General features: G+C 68.5%; 20 protein-coding genes. 9 read left to right on the plus strand and 11 right to left on the minus strand.

Annotated elements, in window-relative coordinates:
• Positions 1-106: 106 nt before the first annotated feature.
• Positions 107-523 carry a hypothetical protein gene (locus AC1MLT_RS12560; protein WP_481032538.1) on the plus strand — a complete coding sequence of 139 codons (417 nt, stop codon included), beginning with the start codon at positions 107-109 and terminating at the stop codon, positions 521-523.
• Positions 524-676: 153 nt separating this feature from the next.
• Here AC1MLT_RS12560 and AC1MLT_RS12565 read toward each other — a convergent pair whose 3' ends face one another.
• Together AC1MLT_RS12565 and AC1MLT_RS12570 are read right to left on the minus strand one after the other, a co-directional pair.
• Positions 677-1,219, minus strand: a complete 543-nt coding sequence (locus tag AC1MLT_RS12565) for a Spy/CpxP family protein refolding chaperone (protein WP_481032539.1) — start codon at positions 1,217-1,219, stop codon at positions 677-679.
• 216 nt (positions 1,220-1,435) lie between these two features.
• A complete protein-coding gene (locus tag AC1MLT_RS12570) occupies positions 1,436-1,774 on the minus strand; it encodes a thioredoxin family protein (RefSeq protein ID WP_481032540.1) in 339 nt (112 codons plus the stop codon).
• Positions 1,775-2,448: 674 nt separating this feature from the next.
• Between AC1MLT_RS12570 and AC1MLT_RS12575 the strand changes: the two genes are divergently transcribed.
• Complete coding sequence (locus tag AC1MLT_RS12575) at positions 2,449-3,471, plus strand: YcjF family protein (RefSeq protein ID WP_481032541.1); 1,023 nt, start codon at positions 2,449-2,451, stop codon at positions 3,469-3,471.
• 22 nt (positions 3,472-3,493) lie between these two features.
• Here AC1MLT_RS12575 and AC1MLT_RS12580 read toward each other — a convergent pair whose 3' ends face one another.
• The 7 genes from AC1MLT_RS12580 to AC1MLT_RS12610 form a co-directional block, all read right to left on the minus strand.
• Positions 3,494-3,691 (minus strand): heavy-metal-associated domain-containing protein, encoded by a 198-nt coding sequence (locus tag AC1MLT_RS12580; RefSeq protein ID WP_481032542.1) that lies wholly within the window; start codon positions 3,689-3,691, stop codon positions 3,494-3,496.
• A 115-nt stretch (positions 3,692-3,806) separates the two neighbouring features.
• Positions 3,807-5,174 carry a beta-ketoacyl-[acyl-carrier-protein] synthase family protein gene (locus AC1MLT_RS12585; protein WP_481032543.1) on the minus strand — a complete coding sequence of 456 codons (1,368 nt, stop codon included), beginning with the start codon at positions 5,172-5,174 and terminating at the stop codon, positions 3,807-3,809.
• Positions 5,167-5,457 (minus strand): acyl carrier protein, encoded by a 291-nt coding sequence (locus AC1MLT_RS12590; protein WP_481032544.1) that lies wholly within the window; start codon positions 5,455-5,457, stop codon positions 5,167-5,169. Before AC1MLT_RS12590 ends, AC1MLT_RS12585 begins: the two co-directional genes overlap by 8 nt.
• Positions 5,458-5,520: 63 nt before the next feature.
• Positions 5,521-6,354: an alpha/beta hydrolase gene (locus AC1MLT_RS12595; protein ID WP_481032545.1), complete on the minus strand. Its 834-nt coding sequence runs from the start codon at positions 6,352-6,354 to the stop codon at positions 5,521-5,523.
• Complete coding sequence (locus AC1MLT_RS12600; RefSeq protein WP_481032546.1) at positions 6,351-9,476, minus strand: efflux RND transporter permease subunit; 3,126 nt, start codon at positions 9,474-9,476, stop codon at positions 6,351-6,353. Before AC1MLT_RS12600 ends, AC1MLT_RS12595 begins: the two co-directional genes overlap by 4 nt.
• Positions 9,473-10,729, minus strand: coding sequence for an efflux RND transporter periplasmic adaptor subunit (locus AC1MLT_RS12605; RefSeq protein WP_481032547.1), 1,257 nt, complete (start codon positions 10,727-10,729; stop codon positions 9,473-9,475). Before AC1MLT_RS12605 ends, AC1MLT_RS12600 begins: the two co-directional genes overlap by 4 nt.
• On the minus strand, positions 10,726-12,111 hold the full coding sequence (locus tag AC1MLT_RS12610) for a TolC family protein (protein ID WP_481032548.1): 1,386 nt from the start codon (positions 12,109-12,111) through the stop codon (positions 10,726-10,728). The genes AC1MLT_RS12605 and AC1MLT_RS12610 overlap by 4 nt, the downstream gene beginning before the upstream one ends.
• A gap of 84 nt (positions 12,112-12,195) precedes the next feature.
• On the opposite strand from AC1MLT_RS12610, the gene AC1MLT_RS12615 reads away from it, so the two are divergent.
• Positions 12,196-12,885, plus strand: a complete 690-nt coding sequence (locus tag AC1MLT_RS12615; protein ID WP_481032549.1) for a response regulator transcription factor — start codon at positions 12,196-12,198, stop codon at positions 12,883-12,885.
• Between the two features lie 98 nt (positions 12,886-12,983).
• Positions 12,984-14,363, plus strand: coding sequence for a sensor histidine kinase (locus AC1MLT_RS12620; RefSeq protein WP_481035006.1), 1,380 nt, complete (start codon positions 12,984-12,986; stop codon positions 14,361-14,363).
• Between the two features lie 43 nt (positions 14,364-14,406).
• Here the strand turns inward: AC1MLT_RS12620 and AC1MLT_RS12625 are convergent, their stop codons facing one another.
• Together AC1MLT_RS12625 and gstA are read right to left on the minus strand one after the other, a co-directional pair.
• Entirely contained in the window at positions 14,407-15,510 is a 1,104-nt protein-coding gene (locus AC1MLT_RS12625; protein WP_481032550.1) for an alkene reductase, read from the minus strand.
• A 176-nt stretch (positions 15,511-15,686) separates the two neighbouring features.
• On the minus strand, positions 15,687-16,307 hold the full coding sequence (gene gstA / locus AC1MLT_RS12630; RefSeq protein WP_481032551.1) for a glutathione transferase GstA: 621 nt from the start codon (positions 16,305-16,307) through the stop codon (positions 15,687-15,689).
• A gap of 204 nt (positions 16,308-16,511) precedes the next feature.
• Between gstA and AC1MLT_RS12635 the strand changes: the two genes are divergently transcribed.
• From AC1MLT_RS12635 to AC1MLT_RS12655, 5 genes are all read left to right on the plus strand, one after another.
• Positions 16,512-16,697 carry a DUF1328 family protein gene (locus AC1MLT_RS12635; RefSeq protein WP_429596621.1) on the plus strand — a complete coding sequence of 62 codons (186 nt, stop codon included), beginning with the start codon at positions 16,512-16,514 and terminating at the stop codon, positions 16,695-16,697.
• A 157-nt stretch (positions 16,698-16,854) separates the two neighbouring features.
• The gene (gene mnmG, locus AC1MLT_RS12640; protein ID WP_481032552.1) at positions 16,855-18,825 is read left to right on the plus strand and encodes a tRNA uridine-5-carboxymethylaminomethyl(34) synthesis enzyme MnmG; all 1,971 of its coding nucleotides are present in this window, start codon (positions 16,855-16,857) and stop codon (positions 18,823-18,825) included.
• Positions 18,822-19,484 (plus strand): 16S rRNA (guanine(527)-N(7))-methyltransferase RsmG, encoded by a 663-nt coding sequence (rsmG, locus tag AC1MLT_RS12645; protein ID WP_481032553.1) that lies wholly within the window; start codon positions 18,822-18,824, stop codon positions 19,482-19,484. Before mnmG ends, rsmG begins: the two co-directional genes overlap by 4 nt.
• Positions 19,485-19,872: 388 nt before the next feature.
• Positions 19,873-20,289 carry a hypothetical protein gene (locus AC1MLT_RS12650; RefSeq protein ID WP_481032554.1) on the plus strand — a complete coding sequence of 139 codons (417 nt, stop codon included), beginning with the start codon at positions 19,873-19,875 and terminating at the stop codon, positions 20,287-20,289.
• Between the two features lie 480 nt (positions 20,290-20,769).
• The gene (locus AC1MLT_RS12655; protein WP_481032555.1) at positions 20,770-21,384 is read left to right on the plus strand and encodes a LysE family transporter; all 615 of its coding nucleotides are present in this window, start codon (positions 20,770-20,772) and stop codon (positions 21,382-21,384) included.
• The last annotated feature ends 25 nt before the right edge of the window (positions 21,385-21,409 follow it).

Raw genomic sequence — 21,409 nt, forward strand, 5'->3', positions numbered from 1 at the left:
CCTTGACAGACACTCGCTAAGTTATCCTTAGAGTCTCGAAAAAGGGCTCGGATGTCGCAGGCCGCAGGCCCATGGCTTCAATTACTGTCCAGATCAAGGAACCAGCATGAAACGCAATCTTTCCACTTCCCTTCTCTCTTCCGTGTTCGTGGCCGGAATGATCGTCGCAGGCTCCGTGTCTGCACAGCAGGCCACCAAGCCGCTGCCCGCAGGTGACACCGCCACCGGCACGCCGCAGACGCAGCGTCCGGCCGGCACGATGCCCCAGTCGCGCGCCGCGGTGAAGTCCGAGACCCGCGCCGCCGTGCGCACCCCTGATGCCACGCTGCCCGCCGGCAATTCCGAGACCATCGGTGGCCGCAAGATGGACGGCCCCCCGGCCGTCATGAGCGGCAAGTCGCGCGAAGGCGTCAAGGCCGACACGCGTGCCGCCGTCCGTACGCCCAACGCCACGCTGCCCGCCGGCAACTCCGAGACCATCGTCCCCTCGACCCAGCGTCCCCCGGCAGCCGCCGGCAAGTAAACGCCCCGGGGCTCGTCGAGCCCCGTGTCGAATGCTCCCTCGGAGCGGCCCATCCAGGCCGCTCACGGACAAAAGGCCCACCGCGTTCCATCGCGGTGGGCCTTTTGCGTTGTGGGAACGGACTTCGAGGAGTCCGTCTTGAGCATCGCGCGATCAGCTCTTGGCTGGAGCCTCGTGCATGCGCCGGTGCTTCGCGCCCTCATGTCCTTCCATCGACGGATGGGGGCCACGGCGCAGCGTCTGGGCATCGAAGATCTTCTGCTGCTCGGGCTTCAGGGCCGCATACAGCGCCCGGGTGGCATCGTTGCGACAGGCGAACATGGCGGCATGTTCGGTCTGACGCGCCTGCATGCGGTCCAGTCGCTGTGGGGTCGTCATCCGCTCGAACTCGGCGCGATCGGGCCGGGGACCACGCATCGGCGGCTGGGTGGCGGCGACGAAGTTGCTCCAGGCGGCCTGTTGCGAGGCATCGAGCTTGAGCTGCCCCTTGAGTTCCTCCAGGTGCTTGGCACGCCGCTCCTGCAGGCGTTCGAAGGATTTCCCGTCGTGGGCATGGCGGGGATGCTGTTCGGCCGTCACAGAGGCCGCTGGGGCCCCCTGGGGCATGGTGGTAGGCGCGGGTGCCTGGGCGGAAGCGGCGAAGGCGGCCGAAGCCAGCAGCGCGGCTGCGAGGATGCGTTGGCGTGACGTGATCATGGCGATGACTTCCTATGGATTCTCTTGAACGAAGGACCCGGGACACCGACAGGAGATCCTGGACCTTCCCGTTGCGGGTCTGCAGCGGGTAGGAGCAAGTCTGATCCGCCCGCGTATCCGCTTCGCGAGACCCATGTAAGTCCGCCATGTGGGAGCGTAAAGATGAGGTGAACGCGACCGGACCGGGGCCATGCGGCCATGCCGGGCCCGGCGCCCTCAACGCCCGGCGGGACCCGGCGCGCGCAGGCGCTGCAGGGCATCCGCGATCTCGGCGCTGGAACGCGGGCGCACCAGCCGCTCGACTTCCTGTCCATCGCGCAGGAACACCAGGGTCGGCCAGAGCTTGACCCGGAAGGACCGTCCTAGCGGACGTCCGCTGCCATCCTCGACCTTCATGTGCGTGACATCGCCATGGGTCGTGAAGGCCTGTTCGACATGGGGTCGCGCGGCCTGGCAGAAGCCGCACCAGTTGGTGCCGAAATCCAGCACGGCGGGACCGCGCAACGCATCCACGTCGGCGCGGGTCAGGGATTCGGGGGTGTAGGGCGTGGTCATGCCTTCATGGTCACGGGTTCCCGTGGGCTGTTCGTCAGCAAAAAGCTCCTCCCGGCCAAGCCTTTGCCGAATTCTGCAAAGCGTTCACCGGGGTCCTGGGCGGCTTCGCCGCGTTCTCTGCACTCCCTTTGCCGAACAGGCCCGCCAGGGCCCGACGATTTTTGTTCGGCCGAAGCTCTCGCTTCGTTCCTATCTCTTATTTCTCTTATTTAAGTTAGTAGTAGTAGATAAGGATCGCACTCGGCTGTGGATATGCCGTTTTTCTGCTTTCATACCAACGACTTGGATGACCTCAGGAACTGTGTGCAGTCGTGCTTTTGCGTGTTTCTGCAAAAGGTATAACTTGGCGGATGTGGGCCGGCCTGTGGACAAGTGGCTGGTTATGCCGAAAAGCTCCCCAGAGTTGTCCTTTGACAGACCGGTTGGAATCTGGGAAAGGAGCCTCGCGGCGAAAGTCATGCACTGCTCAAAAAAAAGGCAGTGCGTTGTTTCTCCTTTGAAAACAAGGACTTGGCTGACCTCTACAGGGAATTGCCAGTGTTATCCACAGAGTTGCCCCATGATCGTGGGGAGAAGAACGGGTCGCAGGAGCGACGGAAAAAATCCGTCACGCTCGGACCTCCAAAAAATTTTTTGACGCCTCCGGCGTCGTTTCTCCTGAAAGTGAGCTCTCCATGAATGCCGCGGAAAACCAGGCCATCGTCACACTCAGTCTGTTGGCGGCCTTTGCAGACAACGACAAGCACGAGCGCGAACGCGCCGAGATCAAGCGCATCGCCGAGGGCCTGTCGCAAGCCGATGGCGTGCATCTGCCATCGATCTACCAGAACGTGCTGATGAAACGCGTCGCCTTGCCGGACGTGGTCGCGGCTTTGCCGGATCGTGCTACGCGGCAGCTCGCCTATGAGATGGCGGTGTGCGTCTGCGATGCGGATGGAACGCTGTCGGACGCGGAACGCCGTTTTCTGGATGAGGCCCGTCAGGCGTTGGGCCTGGACGCGGGGGAGGCCGGTCGCTTCGCCGACCAGGCCGAGGCACTCGCGGCGGTGCCGCTGTCAACCGCCGCGACGCCGCCAGCCGCACCCGTGGTTCCGTCGGCTGCGACATCGGCGGCCGCCGCGGCCAGCGCCGCCACGACGGCTGCTGTGGGTGGCCACGTCGCCGCCGCGACGTCGAGCGTCGATGCCGCCGAACTCGACCAGGCCATCCTCAACGCCGCCATCCTGAATGGCGCGCTCGAACTGCTGCCGGAGACGCTGTCGACGATGGCCATCATCCCGTTGCAGATGAAGCTGGTCTACCGGATCGGCAAGGCGCATGGCTACGAACTCGACAGCGGCCACATCAAGGATTTCATCGCCACCGTGGGCGTGGGCCTGACGTCGCAATATCTCGAGCAGGCCGGCCGCAAGTTGCTCGGTGGCCTGCTGGGCAAGGTGGGCGGCGGGCTCCTGGGCGGCGTGGGCCGGCAGGCGGTGAGTTCGGGCATGAGCTTCGCGACGACCTATGCCCTGGGCCATGTGGCCAAGCGCTACTACGCCGGGGGCCGGACCCTGTCGACCCAGATGCTCAAGGACGCCTATGCCAGCGTGATCCAGGAAGGGCAGGGTCTGCAGACCCGCTACCTGCCGGCCATCCAGGAGAAGGCCCGTACGATCAACCCGTCGCAGATCCTGTCGATGGTTCGCGCGAGCTGAGGAACGTCGCGCGCGACCGGCTTCAGGCCTGGACCTTGTAGCCCGCGTTCTCGATCGCGGCGGCGATGTCGGCGCGCGGCTGCTCGCTCACCACGTCGACATGGCCGGTCTCGAGATCGACGGTGACCTGGGCTTCCGGGTCGACCACCCGGACCGCGCCCTGGACGACATTCGCGCAATGGCCACAGCTCATGCCCGTGACTTCGAATTTCTGACTCATGGTCCGCTCCTGGGATCTGGTTGAAGGCTCGACGATCGCGCCATCGGGTCCCGCGTCGCGCCGGACTGCGCCGCGCCGCCGCGTCGGGTAGCGGACGCGGTCATCGGTGACGGATTCAGTCCGCGCGCGACGCGATCAGCACGGCATTGGTGCCGCCGAAGGCGAACGAGCTGGACAGGACGTGGCGCAGCGCCGGCGCCGGTCGTGCCTCGCCGCGCACGAAATCCACCGGCCGGGCGTCGAAGGCCGGATCCGGCGTGCGCAGGTGCGCGGTCGGCGGCAGCAGGCCGCGCGCCAGCGCGCGCAGGGCGACGACGAGTTCGAGCGCGCCGCCGCCGCCCAGCACATGGCCATGCACCGCCTTGGTCGAGCTCACGGGCACGACACTGCCGAAGACCTCGTGGATCGATGCCACCTCGGCCGCATCGCCGGCGACGGTGGCCGTGCCATGGGCGTTGACATAGCCGATGTCGGCGGCGCCCAGTCCGGCATCCTTCAGGGCGGCGCGCATCGCGCGCGCCTGACCACCGGCATCCGGGTGGGTCATGTGGACGCTGTCGCAGTTGGTGGCATAGCCCGACAGCATCGCGCCGGGGGTCGCACCGCGTCCCCGCGCGTGGGCTTCGGACTCGATCACCAGCGCCACGGCGCCCTCGCCGAGCGCGAAGCCGGCGCGGTCGGCCGAGAACGGACGGCACGCGGTCCCGGGCGCATCCGGCGGCGGCGGCGCGGTCACGCGCATCGAATGCCAGCCCGCCAGCATGCCGGGAACCAGCATGGCGTCGTGGCCGCCGACGATGGCGACGTCGATCCAGCCACCGCGGATGGCGCGCATCGCCTCGCCGATGGCCACGGCCGACGATGCGCACGCGCAGGCGAAGCCCAGCGCCGCGCCCCGCGCGCCGAAGCGCAGGGCGAGTTCGGCCACGGCGGCATTGGGCATGGTGGTGAGCACGGTGGTCGGCCGCATGCGCCGGTCCTCGCCGTAGAGTCCCTGCAGGGTGGCATCGAGCGTGGCGGCGCCGGCCATGCCGCTGCCCCAGTAGATGCCCAGACGCTCGGCGTCGATGGTGCCGGCATCCAGGCCGGAGCCGGCCCAGGCATCCTGGGCGGCGGCGACCGCCATGGCGGTTCCGCGATCGAGCGGCAGGTTCTGGCAGCCGCGCGCGTCGTGGCTGTCGAAGGCGCAGGGCGCGACGGCCATGCGCATGGCATCGAGCCTGCCGATGGCGAGCGTGCGCTCGACGACCGCCGAACGGCCGGCGAACAGGGCGTCGTCGAACGGCCCGAGCGTGCGACCCAGGGGCGTGACGAAACCCAGGCCCGCGACCGCCACGCGTGCGGCATGCGCGGCACGCGCGAGTGGAGCGGGCACCGGGGGCGCGAAGCGACCGGCCGGCCGGCCGCGACGCCGCGCGATGCCGGCGGTCGGCTCGCGGCCCTTCAGCGGCCCGCCATGCTGGCCCGCCGCGCGGTCATGCATGGGCGGCGCGCGCGATGGCGCCCGTAGCCGGCAGGACGGTGCCCGTCATGCCGTCGATCACGTCGCACAGGTGGGCCAGCGTCAGGCCGGCCGCGCGCGGATCGAGCCGGTCCTCGGGGATGCGCAGGCGGAAGGCGTCCTCGACGGCGAAGACGAATTCCATCAGCGACAGCGAGTCGAGACCGAGTTCGACCAGCGTGCGCTCGGGCGCGATGTGCCCGCGCGTGAGGCGGAAATCCTGTTCCAGGATCTGGGCGATGGTGTTGAAGGTGGGGGTGTTCACGGGAAGCTTCCTCGGACGGGGAGAGTGGAAGGGAGAACGCCGGACGGGTTGGCCGCCGCCGCCTCAGGCGATGCCGTGGCTGACCGTGGTCGCGAACTCCAGGGTCTCGCGGACCACCTGACGGCGGTCGTTGTCGATCGTGATCATGTGGAAGCTGTTGCCCAGCACCACCGAGCGGAACATCGCGCAGCCGAGGCCGCGCGCGAGGATGCCGAGGTTGCCGATCCCCGCCACCTCGTCCTGGCGCGCGTGCAGCGCCAGCACGCTGGGACAGACCACGCGCGCGAGATTGCCGCGCACATGGCGCAGCAGCCGGTCGTGCTCGCGCAGATGGCCCACGCCGATGACGGAGCTGCCGGCGCTGGAGATGCGGCGGGTGCGCAGCTCGCGCTCGATCCAGGCGCGCACGCGCTCGTTCTTCACGCCGTAGGGCGCGCGCTCGCGGTATTTCCAGAACCGCCCGAGCGGCGTGTAGAGCACCAGCGGCAGCAGGAAGCGCCAGCGCGGCACGGCCCAGCCGTCGAAGCGCAGGGTGGTCGACATCAGCACCAGCGCATCGACCCGCGCGCCGCAGCGGATCGCGCTGGCCAGGGCGAGCGAGGCGCCGGCGGAGATGCCCACCAGCATCACGCGATCGTGCGTGGCGCGCAGGGTGTCGATCTCGCGCTCGACGGCGTCGATCCAGCGATCGCAGCCGGTGGCGCGCTGCACCTGCAGCGTCGGGTCGAAGGAATAGCCGGGGATCTCCATCGGCCGCACCGTGCAGCCGAGGTCGCCCAGCGAGACCTCGACCGAGTGCAGCTCGTCGGTGGTGCTGCACAGGCCGTGCAGCAGGATCGCCGCCATGCGCCGGGCTTCGCCAGGCCGCGGGACCGCGGCGCCGGCGCCGCAGGTCATGCGACGTGCTCCACCGGCTCGCCGGCCGGACGGTCCGGCTTCTTCCTCGACTGCGGCGACTTGCCCTCGCGCGGTCCGAACCAGGCCACGTAGAGCGCCGGCAGCACCACCAGCGTGAGCAGGGTGGCCGTGAACAGGCCGCCGATCACCACGATCGCCAGCGGCCGCTGGGTCTCCGAGCCGATCTCGTGCGAGAGCGCCATCGGCAGCAGGCCGAGCGCGGCGAGCATCGCGGTCATCAGCACCGTGCGCAGGCGCTGCATCGAGCCCAGGCGCACCGCCTCGATCACGTCGTGGCCCTCGTTGCGCAGCTGCTGGAACACCGACAGCATCACCACGCCGTTGAGCACCGCCTGCCCCGACAGCGCGATGAAGCCGATGGCCGCCGACACCGACAGCGGGATGCCGAAGACGCCCAGCGCCACGAAGCCGCCGATGAGCGCCAGCGGCACGTTCATCAGGATCAGCGAGGCGATCTTGAGCGACTTGAAGGCATCGAACAGCAGCACGAAGATCAGCAGCAGCGAGATCGGCACGACCACCGCCAGCCGCTTCATCGCGCGCTCCTGGTTCTCGAACTCGCCCGACCAGTTGACCTGGTAGCCCGCGGGCACCTGGACGTTCTGCTCGACGCGCGCCTTCATGTCGGCCACCACCGAGCCCATGTCGCGCCCGGCGATGAAGATGCCGATGGCGGTGGTGCGGCGGCCCGACTCGCGGGCGATGTTCATCGCCCCGGTGGTCTCGCGCACGTTGACCACGTCGCCCAGCGTCACGAAGCCGCCATCGGGCGTGGCGATGGGCGTGCGGCGCAGGTTCGACATCACGCGCTCGTCGGGCGGCAGGCGCACGGCGACGGAGAACTTGCGCTCGCCCTCCCACAGGCTGGTCGCGGCCTTGCCCGCCAGGGCGGCCTCGATCACGTCCTGGATGTCGCCGACGTTGAGGCCGTAGCGCGAGGCCCGGTCGCGGTCGATGTCCAGCAGCAGCTGCGGCACCTGGCCGTCGCGGTCGATCTCGGCGCGCACCACGCCCTGGACCTGCTTGACCTCGCGGGCGATCTGGTCGGTGGTCTGCTTCATCAGCGCCAGGTCGTCGCCGGCGAGCTTGATGACGATCTGGCCCTTGATCTGCGAGATCGACTCGAGCACGTTGTCGCGGATGGGCTGCGAGAACGCCGGGTCGATGCTGGGGATGGCCGACAGCACCCGGTTCATCTCCTCGGTGATCTTGGCCTTCGTCATGCCCTTGCGCCATTCGCCCTCGGGCTTGATGTCGACGAAGATCTCGGCCATCGAGATCGTCTTGGGGTCGGTGCCGTCCTCGGGCTGGCCGGCCTTGGAGACGGTCGTGCGCACCTCGGGGACCGTCAGCAGCGCCTTGCGCGCCATGTGCAGGATGCGCGAGGCCTCCTGCGTCGAGACATTGGGCGAGAGCGTGAAGTTGACCCAGGTCGTGCCCTCGTCGAGCTCGGGCAGGAACTCCGAGCCCAGGCGGGCGGCCACCACCGTGGTCAGGGCGAAGGCGGCCACCGCGATCACCATCACCGTGCGACGGCGGCGCAGCGCCCAGTCCAGGATCGGCGCGTAGAAGTGCTTGGCGCCGCGCACCACGCGGTTGTCGCCATGCGGCAGCTTCTTGCGCAGCATCCAGTAGGCCAGCAGCGGCACCAGCGTGAGCGAGAAGATCAGCGAGCCGATCAGCGCCGAGGTCACCGACAGCGCCATCGGCTGGAAGATCCGGCCCTCGTGGCGCTGCAGCGCGAAGATCGGGATGTGCGCGGCGATGATGATCAGCATCGAGAACAGCGTCGGACGGCCGACCTCGTTGACCGCCTTGACGATCACGGCGCGCCGCTCCTGCGGGTCCATGGTCTCCTTCTTCTCGGCCAGCCGGTGCATGATGTTCTCGATCACGATCACCGCCCCGTCGACGATGATGCCGAAGTCCATGGCGCCGAGCGACAGCAGGTTGGCCGGCACGCCCATGATCTTCAGGCCCATGAAGGTCGACAGCAGCGCCAGCGGGATCACCACCACCACCGCCAGGCTGGCGCGGAAGTTCGACAGGAAGATGTAGAGCACCAGCGAGACCAGCAGCGCGCCTTCGACCAGGTTGCGGAACACCGTCGAGAGCGTCTTCTCCATCAGCCAGGTGCGGTCGTAGAACGGCACGATCTGCACGCCCGGGGGCAGGGCGCGGGCGTTGAGCTCGGCGATCTTGTCCTTCACGCCCTTGAGCACCACGCTCGGGTTCTCGCCCTTCCTCATGATGACGATGCCCGTGACGACGTCGTCGTCGTTGTCCTGGCCGACCACGCCCAGGCGCGGCACGGCGCCGATCTTCACCTGCGCGATGTCGCGGATCAGGATCGGCGTGCCGTTGCGCGCGGCCACCACGATGCGGCCGATGTCGTCGGACGACTGCAGCAGGCCGAGGCCGCGGATGGTGTACTGCTGCGCGCCCTGGCGCACATAGCTGCCGCCGGCGTTGGAGTTGCCGCGGCCCAGCGCGTCGAGCAGGTTCTGGAACGTGACCTTGTACGCGCGCAGCTTGTCGAGGTCGGGCTGGACCTCGTACTGCTTGATGGCGCCGCCCATGGCGACCACGTCGGCCACGCCCGGCACCTGCCGCAGTCCGCGCTCGACGGTCCAGTCCTCCAGCGTGCGCAGCTCGGTGGTCGACAGGCCGTCGCCGCGCAGCCGGTAGCGCATGATCTCGCCCACCGGCGTGGCGTTGGGCGCGATGTCGGCCTCGACGCCCTCGGGCAGGTCGATGCCGCGCAGGCGCTCGGCCACCTGCTGACGCGCCAGGTTGACCTCGGCCTTGTCGTCATAGGTGACGACGGTGAAGGAAAGGCCGAACTGTGTGTGCGAGAAGACCCGGATCGAGTTGGGCAGACCGGCCAGCGCGACCTCGATGGGCAGCGTGACCTGCTTCTCCACTTCCTCGGCGGCGCGGCCGGGGAACAGCGAGATCACCGTGACCTGGGTGTCGGTCACGTCCGGGAAGGCCTCGACCGACAGATTCTTGAACGCGATCACGCCCGCGAGCGCGAACAGCAGCGTGCCCAGGATGATGAACAGCGGCTGGTGGAGGGCGTACTGGACGAGACGCTTCATGGCTTGGTGGTTCCGCTGGCGGCCGGGGTGGCGGCGGCAGCGGCGCTGCCTCCGGCCGGTGTCGAGGGCCTGGCGTCCTCGCGCGCCACGGCGAACTGGCGTGCCAGCAGCAACGCGTTGTCCGCCACCACCTGCTCGCCCACGGCGAGGCCGCTGGAGATGACCACCTCGCGCGTGCCGACGTGGCCGACCTTCACGCGGCGCGGCTCGAAGACGCCGGGCTGGGTCTGCACGTAGACGGTCTGGTTGTTGCCATCGAGCGTGACGGCGCGCGCCGGCACCACGGTGCCCTCCAGCGCTTCGCTGACCAGGGCGGTCACCAGCATCTCGCCCTTCAGGCGGCGATCGGCATTGGCGATGACGCCGCGGATCTTGATGGTGCGGGTGGTCGGGTCGATGAAGTCGGACGCCGCCGCGACGCGGCCGGTGAAGTTCTCGCCCGGATAGGCGGGCACCTGCACCGTGAAGGTGGCACCCTTCTGCAGGCTGCCGATGTCGTTCTCCTTGGCATCGATCTGCACCCACAGCGAAGTCGGATCGGTCACCACGAAGAGCGCCTGCGTGCCGGGGCCCGACTGGTCGGGGCGCAGTTCCTGGCCGGGGTTGAGGTTGCGCTCGACCACCACGCCATTGATGCCCGCGCGGATGCCGAAGCGCTGGTTCACGCCCGTGCCGCCGCCATACATCGTGGTGCGGGCACCGGCGCGCGCGGCTTCGGCCTGCGAGCGGGCGGAATCGGCCTCGGCCTGTTCGAGGTCCTTGCGGGCGATGATGCCGGCCTGGAACAGCTCGCGCTGGCGCTCCAGGTTCTTGCGCGAGAACGAGGCGTCGGCCTGGGCCTTGGCGGTGTCGGCCTGGGCGATGCCGAAGTCCGGCGATGCCAGCTGCGCCAGCAGGTCGCCCGCCTTCACGCTCTGGCCGACGTCGGCCCTGATGTCGGTGACGCGGCCGGCGAAGGGAGCGAACACGCGCTGCGTGCGCTCCTCGTTCCAGACCAGCCGGCCCGGCAGGTCGACGCTCACGCTCTTGGCGGCGGTCGCGGGCACCACGCCCAGCAGCTTCAGCTGCGGATGGTCGGGCGCGAAACGGATCTGGTTGCCCTGCACGATCGGTGCCGGTGGCTCGGTGTTGACCACCGGCGCGTTGTGCTCGCCACAACCCGCGAGCAGCAGCATGGCGGCGCAGGCGATGGCGGCGAATCCGGTGGAGCGCAGCGGCGACGACGGGGTGGACGCGAAGAGTGGGAAGGTCATGGTGTGGGCGAGGTTTGGGTGCGCAGGCGCCAGGCGAGGGCGGCCTTGGCGTGATCGACACGGGCGTTGATGGCATCGAGCTGGGTGGCGCGCAGCGTGCGGCGCGCGTCGAGCAGGTCGGTCAGCGACAGCGCGCCACGGCGGTAGGCGAGCTCGGCGTTGTCGGCGAGCTTCTGCGCGCCGCCGAGGATGTCGCGCTGGAACACCTGCAGGCGGCGCGCGTTGGACTCGGCTTCGGCGCGCAGGCGCTGCAGTTCGAGCCGGGCATCGTTGCGCGCGCGATCCAGGTTCTCCTGGGTCTGGGTGTAGACCGCCAGGGCGCGACCGATCTCGCCCTCGGCGCGGTAGTTCCACAGCAGCGGCACCGAGGCGCGCACCTCGAGCAGGCGGTTCGACGTCGTCGGATAGCGCTCGAGCGACACCCCCACGGTGACATCGGCCGAGCGCTGCGCCTGCGCGTTGTCCAGCGCGGCGCTGGCCGAGGCCACGCGCGCGCGCGCCGCCCGGATGTCGGCGCGGTTCTCGATCAGGGTGTCGAGGTCGACTTCGCTGGCCGTGCCGTATGCGGGCAGGCCGAGCGCCGGCCAGTCGGTGCCGGCGATGCGGCCGCGCACCGGGGCGGCGGCGCCCAGGATCTGCGCCAGCACCAGCTGGGCGCGGTCGCGGTCGAGCTCGGCGGCGCGCAGGTCCACGGCGCTGCGCTGGGCCTCGACCTCGGTGCGGGCGGCTTCCTGCGCCGGCAGGTCGCCGGCCTGCACGCGGCGCGTGGCGGTACCGGCGAGCTGCGAGGCACTGCGCTCGATGGCGTTGATCTCGACGATGCGCTCCTGCGCGCCCAGCAGGTCGTAGAAGGCGCTGCCGGCGACGAGCTGCTGGTCGAGCTGCGCGTCGTCGATGTCGAAGCGCGCGGCATCGGCGGCGCGTTCGGCGGCGGCGGTGCGCGCGGCGCGCTTGCCGCCGCGCTCCCAGGTCCAGTCGACGCCCACCGAGCTGTCCACGCGCTTGCGACCGATGCCGCCGGCGCCGACGCCGTTCTGCAGGTCGATCGACGCCGCCTTGGCGCTCAGCACCGGCACGGGCGCATGGTCGGCCGCGAGGATGTCGGCGCGCGCGGCCGACAGGGCCAGCCGCGCGGCACTGACGTTCGGGTTCTCGCGCGCTGCGCGCAGCACCTCGGCCAGGGTCAGCGGCGCCGGCAGCGCGGCGGCGACCGCCGCGGGCATGGCGGCCCCGGGGATCGTCGGGGTCGACGGCGTCAGGACAGGGGATGGCTGCGCCGTGGCGGGCTGCAGTGCCGTGGGTGGAGTGGGCTGGGCGAGCGCGATGCCGCTCGTCCCCGCGATCCAGAATGCCGCCCATGCGGCTTGCCGTCGTATGCTCATGCCGCGTTTATCGCGCCCCCCTGCTGACTCGTGGCTGACCGCCGCGCGCCGGTGCGAATTCCTTCATCCCTTCCGAGACTTTCCGTGCGAATCCTGCTGGTCGAAGACGATGCCGTGCTGCGCGACGTGATGCTGCGCAGCCTGCGCGATGCGGGCCACCGCGTGGACGTGGCGACCAATGTCGAGGATGCCGACCATCTCTGGCGCATCCAGCCCTTCGATGCCGTGCTGCTCGACCTCACGCTGCCCACGCATGCCGGCGCCACCGGCCCGATGGGCAGCGGGCTGACCGTGCTGCGCCGCGCCCGCGCGCGTGGCGACCGCACGCCGGTGCTGGTGCTGACCGCGCGCGACCGCACCGACGAGCGCATCGCCGGTCTGGACGCCGGCGCGGACGACTACCTCGGCAAGCCCTTCGACCTGGCCGAGGTCGAGGCCCGGCTGCGGGCGCTGGTCCGGCGCGCCCTCGGCACCGACGACATCGCCGTGCTCGGCGCCCTGCGGCTGGACCGCAAGGCGCGGCGCTTCGCGATCGGTGGCGAGCTGCTCGAACTGCCGGCGCGCGAGTTCGAGGTGCTCTGGGAACTGATGAGCCCGCCCGGCCGCACCGTCAGCAAGCGCACCCTGTCCGACAAGCTCTCGACCTTCGACGAGGCCCTCGGCGACAACGCGCTCGAGGCCTTCATCTCGCGCCTGCGCAAGAAGCTCGCCGGCAGCGGCGCCGGCATCCGCACCCTGCGCGGCATCGGCTACCTGCTCGAACCGGCGCCATGAGCGCCACCCAGGACGCCGCCCGCCCGGACGCGCATGCGGATGCGGACGCCGCGGTGGTGCGCTCGCGCCCGGCCTGGGCGCGCTGGCGCCCGCCATCGATGCGTCGGCGCGCGCCCTCGCTCACCGCGCGCGTGCTGCGTGGCGTGCTGCTGCCGCTGGCGCTGACCTGGCTGCTGGGTTCGGCGCTGTCGCTGACGGTGGCCAACTACTTCACCGGCCAGGCCTTCGACCGCGCCATGCTCGACGATGCGTACTCGGTGTCGGCCAACGTGCGCGCCGGCAGCGCGCGGGGGATCGAATTCCTGCTGACGCCGCGCGAGATCACCAGCGTGCTGTTCGACCAGTCCGAGGCGGTGTACTTCGCCGTCATGCGCCCGGATGGCTCGCTGATCGCCGGCCATGCCGGCCTGCAGGCTCCGCCGCCCGTGGCCAACGCCCGCTATCGCTTCTCCGACATCGTCTACCAGGGGCGCTCGCTGCGCGCCGTGGTGCTGGAGAACCCCGAGCAGGACACCTCGTTCCGGATCGTCATCGCGCAGACCACGCGGGCGCGTCGCGCCATGATCGAGCGATTGCTGCTCTACACGCTGGGTCCCGAGATCCTGGTGCTGGCGCTGCTGGCGGCCTGGCTGTGGCGCAGCATCGGGCGCGAGCTGCATCCGCTGCGCGACCTGCAGCGCGCCCTCGATCGGCGCGACGCCAACGACCTGTCGCCGGTACCCGTGGCGCGTACGTCGCGCGAACTGGAGCACCTGGGCGAAGCGGCCAACTCGCTGCTGGAGCGCCTGGACCACAGCGTGCGGGCGCAGCGCGAATTCGCTGGCAACGTCGCGCACGAACTGCGCACGCCGCTCGCCGGCATCCGCGCGCTGGCCGACTACGGCCTCGCGCAGACGACACCCGACATCTGGCGCGAGCAGCTCGAGCGCATCGCGCAGAGCCAGGCGCGCGCCAGCCACCTGATCGACCAGCTGCTGGCGCTGGCGCTGGCCGACGAGGGCCGCGCGACCCTGCGACGCGAGCCGGTGCGCCTGGACCTGCTGGTCGAACAGGCCGTGATGCGGCACTTGGCGCGCGCCGATGCGCAGGGGGTGGACCTGGGCGCGCGTGGTCTCGACGCGCCGGTCACGATGCAGGCCAACACCGCGCTGGTGGAGGGCATCCTGGACAACCTGATCGACAACGCCCTGCGCTATGGCGGCAGCACCATCACGGTCGAACTCGCCGGACCGACGCTGGCGGTCTGCGACGACGGCCCGGGCATCCCCAAGGCGGCGCAGCGCGAACTCGTGCGACGCTGGGCCCAGGGCCCGGCCGGCCACAAGCTGGGGCAGGGCGCCGGCCTGGGGCTGGCGATCATCGCCCGCTATGCCGCCCTGCTCGATGCCCAGCTCAGCTTCGGCACCACGGCCGGCAGTACCGGACTGCGCGTGGACGTGACCTTCGCGCCCTGGGATCGCGCGGAGCCGACCGCCTGAGCCGACCGGCTCCGCGCGATCCGGGGCTCAGGGACCCAGCGACTCAGTCCAGCGTCGGGTAGTCGATGTAGCCGTGCTCGCCACCGCCGTACATCGTGGCCTTGTCGATCTTGTTGAGCGGCGCGTCCTCGCGCAGGCGCCGGACCAGGTCGGGGTTGGCGATGAAGGGCCGACCGAAAGCCACCAGGTCGGCGCCTTCCTCGACGGCCTTCTCGGCGAGCGCCTTGTCGTAGCCGTTGTTCACCATCCAGGCGCCGCGACCGCCGGCCGTGCGATAGGCGGCTTCCAGGGCGTCGTAGTCGAACGGCCGGTCGTCGAGTTCGCGCGCGCCGCCGGTGGCGCCTTCGATCACGTGCACATAGGCCAGGTTGAGCGTGGCGAGTTGCTGCACGAGGTGCGTGAACAGCGGTTGCGGATCGCCGTCGCTGGCGTCGTTGGCGGTCGTCACGGGCGACAGCCGGATGCCGGTCTTGCCGCCGCCGATGGCATCGGTCACGGCGCGCGTGACCTCCAGCGTCAGGCGGGCGCGGTTCTCGATGCTGCCGCCGTAGTCGTCGGTGCGCTGGTTGCTGCCGCTCTTGAGGAACTGGTCGAGCAGGTAGCCATTGGCGGCATGGATCTCGACACCATCGAAGCCGGCGCTCTCGACGGCATTGCGCGCCGCGGCGGCATAGGTGTGGACGATGCCGGGCAGCTCGCCGGCGTCGAGCGCGCGCGGCTCGGAGGTATCGACGAACTGCGCCTGGCCGTCCTTGATCAGCACCGTCTGGGCCTTGGCCCGGATGGCCGAGGGCGCCACCGGGGCGCCGCCATCGGGTTGCAGCTCGGTGTGCGAGATGCGACCGACGTGCCACAGCTGCACCACGATCTTGCCGCCGGCCTCGTGCACGGCCTCGGTCACCTGCTTCCAGCCGTCGAGCTGCTCGGTGCCATAGAGGCCGGGCACGTCGGAGTAGCCCTGGCCCTGGTGGCTGATGGCGGTGGCTTCGCTGACGATCAGGCCGGCCGTGGCGCGCTGCGCGTAGTAGGTGGCGGTGATGTCGCGCGGGATGGCGCCGGGCGAGCGATTGCGCGTGAGCGGCGCCATGACGATGCGGTTGGACAGTTTCAGGTCGCCGACCTGGACGGATTCATAGAGGGAGGACATGGCAGTTGTGGTTCTGGAATGGGGGGAAGCGGGGCGGGGGGAGGAACGATCCTCCCCCCGCGCTGGACGCGGACAGCACCCGATGTGCTGCCCGTGCAGCCTAAGCTCATAGGGCAAACCCTGCCTCGGCGGGGTTGTCGGATTTGTGCCAGCGCGTGCAGCCGTCCTCGCGCCGGCTACTGTGCCGCCGCCTTGGCGGCGGCTTCCGCGGCCATGGCTTCCTTGACCGCCGGCCGCGCGCCGACGCGCGCGTGCCAGGCCTGCACCTGCGGGTAGGGGCCCAGGTCCAGGCCGGTGGGCTTGGCCCAGTTGGTGACGGTGAACAGGTAGGCATCGGCGACGGTGAAGTGATCGCCCGTCACGAACTCCGTGCCGGCGAGCTGCTGCTCGATCCAGGCATAGCGCTGCGCCAGCTTGGCACGGGCCTGCGTCTTGGTCTCCTCGGGCGTGGCCGGATTGAACATCGGACTGAAGCCCTTGTGGATCTCGGTGCCGATGAAGTTGAGCCATTCCTGCAGGCGATAGCGCGGCAGCGTGCCGTTGGCCGGTGCCAGGTTCTTCAGGGGCACCTGGTCGGCGATGTACTGGACGATCACCGGGCCTTCGCGCAGCACGGTGCCGTCGTCGAGTTCCAGCAGTGGCACATAGCCCAGCGGATTGATGGCGTAGTAGTCCGAGCCGTCCGCGAGCTTGTGGCTCTTGGTGCTGGCGAGCACCGGCTCGAAGGCGAGGCCGGCCTCGATCAGGACGATGTGGGGCGACAGCGAGCAGGCGCCTGGAGAGAAATACAGCTTCATTCGATGAACTCCTGGAACGGATGGAAGGCGGGGTCGAAAGACCGGGGGACCTGCATTCTGCAAGCTGAGAACGCCCGATCGGGCGGACCTCAAACCATCGCGTTTTTGTCCTACGGGTGCCCGCGCAGGCCGGACGTGTGGCCTTTCGGCCGCTGTTCTACGCTATGTCCATCCGTGGCATACCGCCGCGCTGAAGGAGTCTCCATGTTGAAGTACGCCATCGTTTTCGCGGTCATTTCGCTGATTGCCGGAGCCCTGGGCTTCGGTGGTGTCGCTGCCGGCGCGGCAGGCATCGCCAAGGTCCTGTTCGGCCTGTTCCTGGTCCTGGCCGTCATCTTCCTGGTGCTGGCCGCCCTGGGGGTCGGCGCGGTGCGCAAGGCGATCGACTGACCGGGCGGGCTCGCGTCGCGATCCGGTCGTGCCTCGCGCGATCGGATCGCCGGCCGAGCCCCTACACAGCGTGACCATGAGGTCGGGCGCTTAAAATTCCGACCCCGTCTCCCACGGAGACTCCACCGCCGCGCACGCGATAGTGCGCTCCCTCCACATGCTTTATCCCGAAGAATTCGACGTCATCGTCGTCGGTGGCGGCCATGCCGGCACCGAGGCGGCACTGGCGTCCGCCCGCATGGGTGCCAAGACCCTGCTGCTCACCCACAACATCGAAACCCTGGGGCAGATGAGCTGCAATCCCTCCATCGGTGGAATCGGCAAGGGCCACCTGGTGCGCGAGGTCGATGCGCTCGGGGGTGCCATGGCCCTGGCGACGGACGAGTCCGGCATCCAGTTCCGCATCCTGAATTCCAGCAAGGGACCGGCCGTGCGGGCGACGCGCGCGCAGGCCGACCGGGTGCTCTACAAGGCCGCCATCCGTCGACGCCTGGAGAACCAGCCCTGCCTGAGCCTGTTCCAGCAGGCGGTGGACGATCTCATGATCGAAGGCGATCGCGTGGTGGGTGCCGTGACGCAGGTCGGCATCGCCTTCCGGGCCCGCACGGTGGTGCTCACGGCGGGCACCTTCCTCGACGGACGCATCCACGTCGGGCTGGACAACTACCAGGCCGGTCGGGCGGGTGATCCGCCGGCGGTCACCTTGTCGGCACGCCTGAAGGAACTGAAGCTGCCGCAGGCGCGACTGAAGACCGGCACGCCGCCGCGACTCGATGGCCGCAGCATCGACTTCTCGCGCTGCGTCGAGCAGCCCGGCGATGGCATGCCCGGTGGCGCCACGGCGGCCATGCCGGTCTTCAGCTTCATGGGCACCGCCGCCATGCATCCGGCACAGATGCCTTGCTGGATCACCAACACCAATGCGCGCACGCACGAGATCATCCGCTCCGGTTTCGATCGCAGCCCGATGTTCACCGGCAAGATCGAAGGCATCGGGCCGCGCTATTGCCCGAGCGTGGAAGACAAGATCAATCGCTTTGCCGACAAGGACAGCCATCAGATCTTCCTGGAACCCGAAGGTCTGACCACCAACGAGTACTACCCCAATGGCATCTCCACCAGCCTGCCGTTCGACATCCAGCTGCAACTGGTGCGTTCGATGGCGGGCCTGGAGAACGCGCACATCCTGCGTCCGGGCTATGCCATCGAGTACGACTACTTCGATCCCCGCGAACTGAAGAGCAATTTCGAGACGCGCGCCATCCAGGGGCTGTTCTTCGCCGGGCAGATCAATGGCACGACGGGCTATGAGGAAGCCGCGGCGCAGGGCCTGTTCGCGGGTGTGAACGCGGCATTGCAATGCCGGGGCGAGGGTCCCTGGTTGCCGCGCCGGGACGAGGCCTACCTGGGTGTGCTGGTCGACGACCTCATCACCAAGGGCGTGACCGAGCCCTATCGCATGTTCACCAGCCGGGCGGAGTTCCGGCTGCAGCTGCGCGAGGACAACGCCGACATGCGCCTGACCGAAGCCGGTCGCCGCCTGGGCCTGGTGGACGATGCGCGATGGGAAGCCTTTTCTCGCAAGCGCGATGCTGTTTCACGTGAAACACAGCGCCTGAAAGCGACCTGGGTGAATCCGCGCAACCTGCCGGCGGCCGAGTCCGAGCGTGTGCTGGGCAAATCGATCGAGCGCGAATACAACCTTGGCGACCTCCTGCGCCGCCCGGACGTGAGCTACGACGCGCTCATGTCGCTCGATGGCGGCCGCTATGCGCCGAAGTCGCCGCTCAATGGGACCGAGGTCGAGCAGGTCGAGATCTCGGCCAAGTATTCCGGCTACATCGATCGCCAGCATGACGAGGTCGAGCGCGCATCGCATTTCGAGAATCTGCGCCTGCCGCCCGACTTCGACTATGCGCAGGTCACGGCATTGAGCTTCGAAGTGCGCCAGAAGCTGGCCCGCCAGCGACCGGAGACGCTCGGCCTCGCTTCGCGCATCTCGGGTGTCACGCCGGCGGCCATCTCACTGCTCATGGTGCATCTGCGAAAGGGCGGCCACCGGGCATTCGCCGTCGATGGCGACGCATCCGCCGTCGCGGTGGCAAAGGCAACGGCGGTGGCCGAATGAGCGACGGCGAGGCCTTGCGTCGTGGCGCGCGAGCACTGGGCATCGACCTGACGGATCGGCAGTGCGAGCGCTTGCTGGCTTATGGCGCCCTGATTCTCAAGTGGAACAAGGTCTACAACCTGACGGCCCTGAGGGACCCGGCGCTGGTCCTCACGCACCATCTGCTGGACAGCCTGTCGATCATCATGCCCTTGCAGCGTGAAAAGCCGCAGCTGATGGGCGGGCAGGGCGTTTCCAGGCAGCGCCTGCTCGATGTCGGTGCGGGCGCTGGTCTGCCGGGCGTCGTCATCGCGATCCTGCGAGACGACATCGATGTCACCTGCCTGGATGCCGTGGCCAAGAAGGCGGCCTTCGTGCAGCAGGTCGCGGTCGAACTGGGATTGACCAACCTGCGCGGCATGCATACGCGGGTCGAGATGCTCACGGGCGCCTACGACATCGTCAGTTGTCGGGCGTTCGCATCCCTGGCGGACTTCTATGGCGGATCCATCCAATTGCTCGGATCGCGAGGTATCTGGATGGCCATGAAGGGCAAGATGCCGGAAGATGAACTGGCCGTATTGCCAGACGACGTGGAAGTGTTTCACGTGGAACCATTGACCGTGCCGGGCCTGGATGCCGAGCGCTGCGTGGTCTGGGCGCGCCGCCGTTCCAGCTGAAGAGGCCTGCGGTAGCGGTCAGTCGTCGGAAGTGATTCCGGTGGGAGGCTGGCGAGCGTGGGAGCTTTCGAGTCGATTGCAGCGTCTGGATCACTGAGGTCGGCGACCTGTTTCACGTGAAACAACAAACTCTGGCATGAGTTCGCGCGATCTGCGGAGGTCCTGCCAAGCCATACCAGCCCAGCAGTGATGGATATCGGATGGATCCGGTGGGTCTGGTGCCGTAGCTCCCTTGGGCCCCAAGATGAGTGCGATGGCGACAAGCCATGTTCTTCGGCTGTAGCCAGAGCTGTACCGACGACATGGCGTCATCGTTTGAATGAAGCCAACCCAGCCATTGCATGGACGCCTTGGCAGTCCATCGCAAATCGCTCCCCGGAAAGGGAAGGTGAGTGATGCCGGGACTGCCCTTGAAGCACTGCAGTGGACTGACGCACAGGTCGACACCATGCCTTGGATATGGCTCGCCATTGCCATCCGTGTGATCCCAATGCAGTCCATCCCATGTCACCCGGTCCAGCAAATGCGCGTCATGGACTCGATGTTTCACGTGAAACCGCCAAGCGGTCGGGCGTTCAAGCGCCAACGTCCGATGCCCTGGGTTGATCGCGAGAACGAGGAATGGGCCGTGTGGGCTTGTCCGCTCGGCTGTGTGGTCGTCCGTCCCATGGGCAGCTGTGAGCTCAATGACCGCCAGATCGCAGTGCTTCTCGCGCGAATTTGCGACGCCACGGTGAATGCATGTCGCCTGCATGGCGGCGTGAGCGTCGTCGCAAGGCTTTCCCATTGCGCGAAAGGAGCGTGAGCTCGCTCCCATCGCTCTGGCGTCGGCGCAGCGAGAACATACGCTGCGACGTGATGCCCTCATCAGGGTTCGATCGCGTGGTCATGCCGATGGCCAGAGGAGGAGGGCAGGCTCGGAACCCTCGGAAAGAGAAAAGTCCGTTCTGACGCCGAAGTCGATGCCGTGCATGTTCCACGTGAAACATCGACACTCCATCAGGGCCATCGATCGGCCTTCCGCCACGGATGTGCTCATCGATGCCAACCTCGGCCACGATGCGTGCCATGACGATGTCGCCAGAAAAGCCACCACCTCGTTTCATCCTGTCCATGTTTCACGTGAAACCATGCTCGGCCCCGAGACTTCGGGCCCATGCCGTGTCCCGCCAATCCCTCGTGAGACCTGACGATTGCATCCGGACACGCATGCGCGCCGGTGCAGGCATCGAGCGTGCCTTAGACTCGGCCTCCCTTCTCCAGCCCGGTCACACAGGAAAATCACATGTTCGGCATTGCTGATTACGGCGCTTTCGTGGCGGCCATCATCGTGTTCCTGCTGATTCCCGGGCCCGGCAATCTCGCTCTGGTCACGTCGACCGGCAAGGGTGGCATCAAGGGCGGACTCGCTGCGACGCTGGGTGTCATCGCTGGCGACCAGGTGCTGATGTGGCTGGCCGTGGCGGGCGTCGCGACCCTGCTGGCGGCCTATCCGACCGCCTTCCACGCGGTGCAGTGGCTGGGTGCCCTGTACCTCGGCTGGCTGGGTCTCAAGATGCTTCGTGCCAAGCCGGGCGATGCGCCCATCCTGCAGATCCGGCCGCGTCAGTTCTTCCGGCAGGCCCTGTTCATCACATTGCTCAATCCGAAAGCCATCGTGTTCTACATGGCGTTCTTTCCGCTGTTCGTCGATCCGGCTCGGCATCAGGGTCTGAAAACCTTCGCCTTCATGGCGCTGACCATCGCCAGCCTGACGTTTCTCTATGGCTTCATTGCCACGCTGCTCACGCATTTCCTGGCCGAGCGCCTGCGTGCCAATCCACGCGTCCAGACCACGCTCGAGAAGCTGGCTGGGGTGTTCCTGATCGCCTTCGGTATCAAGCTCGCCATCAGCCGTTGATTCCCGGCTGCGACCCGCCTTTCGA

It is taken from the genome of Variovorax sp. PEI5, from assembly GCF_056679935.1.

Bases quoted from the DNA above. Each gene is read 5' to 3' on its own strand.
- mnmG (WP_481032552.1), top strand. From the start codon at position 16,855: ATGCTTTATCCCGAAGAATTCGACGTCATCGTCGTCGGTGGCGGCCAT.
- AC1MLT_RS12605 (WP_481032547.1), bottom strand. From the start codon at position 10,729: ATGACCTTCCCACTCTTCGCGTCCACCCCGTCGTCGCCGCTGCGCTCC.
- AC1MLT_RS12610 (WP_481032548.1), bottom strand. From the start codon at position 12,111: ATGAGCATACGACGGCAAGCCGCATGGGCGGCATTCTGGATCGCGGGG.
- AC1MLT_RS12620 (WP_481035006.1), top strand. From the start codon at position 12,984: ATGCGTCGGCGCGCGCCCTCGCTCACCGCGCGCGTGCTGCGTGGCGTG.
- rsmG (WP_481032553.1), top strand. From the start codon at position 18,822: ATGAGCGACGGCGAGGCCTTGCGTCGTGGCGCGCGAGCACTGGGCATC.
- AC1MLT_RS12570 (WP_481032540.1), bottom strand. From the start codon at position 1,774: ATGACCACGCCCTACACCCCCGAATCCCTGACCCGCGCCGACGTGGAT.
- AC1MLT_RS12560 (WP_481032538.1), top strand. From the start codon at position 107: ATGAAACGCAATCTTTCCACTTCCCTTCTCTCTTCCGTGTTCGTGGCC.
- AC1MLT_RS12600 (WP_481032546.1), bottom strand. From the start codon at position 9,476: ATGAAGCGTCTCGTCCAGTACGCCCTCCACCAGCCGCTGTTCATCATC.
- gstA (WP_481032551.1), bottom strand. From the start codon at position 16,307: ATGAAGCTGTATTTCTCTCCAGGCGCCTGCTCGCTGTCGCCCCACATC.
- AC1MLT_RS12595 (WP_481032545.1), bottom strand. From the start codon at position 6,354: ATGACCTGCGGCGCCGGCGCCGCGGTCCCGCGGCCTGGCGAAGCCCGG.
- AC1MLT_RS12625 (WP_481032550.1), bottom strand. From the start codon at position 15,510: ATGTCCTCCCTCTATGAATCCGTCCAGGTCGGCGACCTGAAACTGTCC.
- AC1MLT_RS12580 (WP_481032542.1), bottom strand. From the start codon at position 3,691: ATGAGTCAGAAATTCGAAGTCACGGGCATGAGCTGTGGCCATTGCGCG.
- AC1MLT_RS12635 (WP_429596621.1), top strand. From the start codon at position 16,512: ATGTTGAAGTACGCCATCGTTTTCGCGGTCATTTCGCTGATTGCCGGA.
- AC1MLT_RS12585 (WP_481032543.1), bottom strand. From the start codon at position 5,174: ATGCATGACCGCGCGGCGGGCCAGCATGGCGGGCCGCTGAAGGGCCGC.
- AC1MLT_RS12655 (WP_481032555.1), top strand. From the start codon at position 20,770: ATGTTCGGCATTGCTGATTACGGCGCTTTCGTGGCGGCCATCATCGTG.
- AC1MLT_RS12575 (WP_481032541.1), top strand. From the start codon at position 2,449: ATGAATGCCGCGGAAAACCAGGCCATCGTCACACTCAGTCTGTTGGCG.
- AC1MLT_RS12565 (WP_481032539.1), bottom strand. From the start codon at position 1,219: ATGATCACGTCACGCCAACGCATCCTCGCAGCCGCGCTGCTGGCTTCG.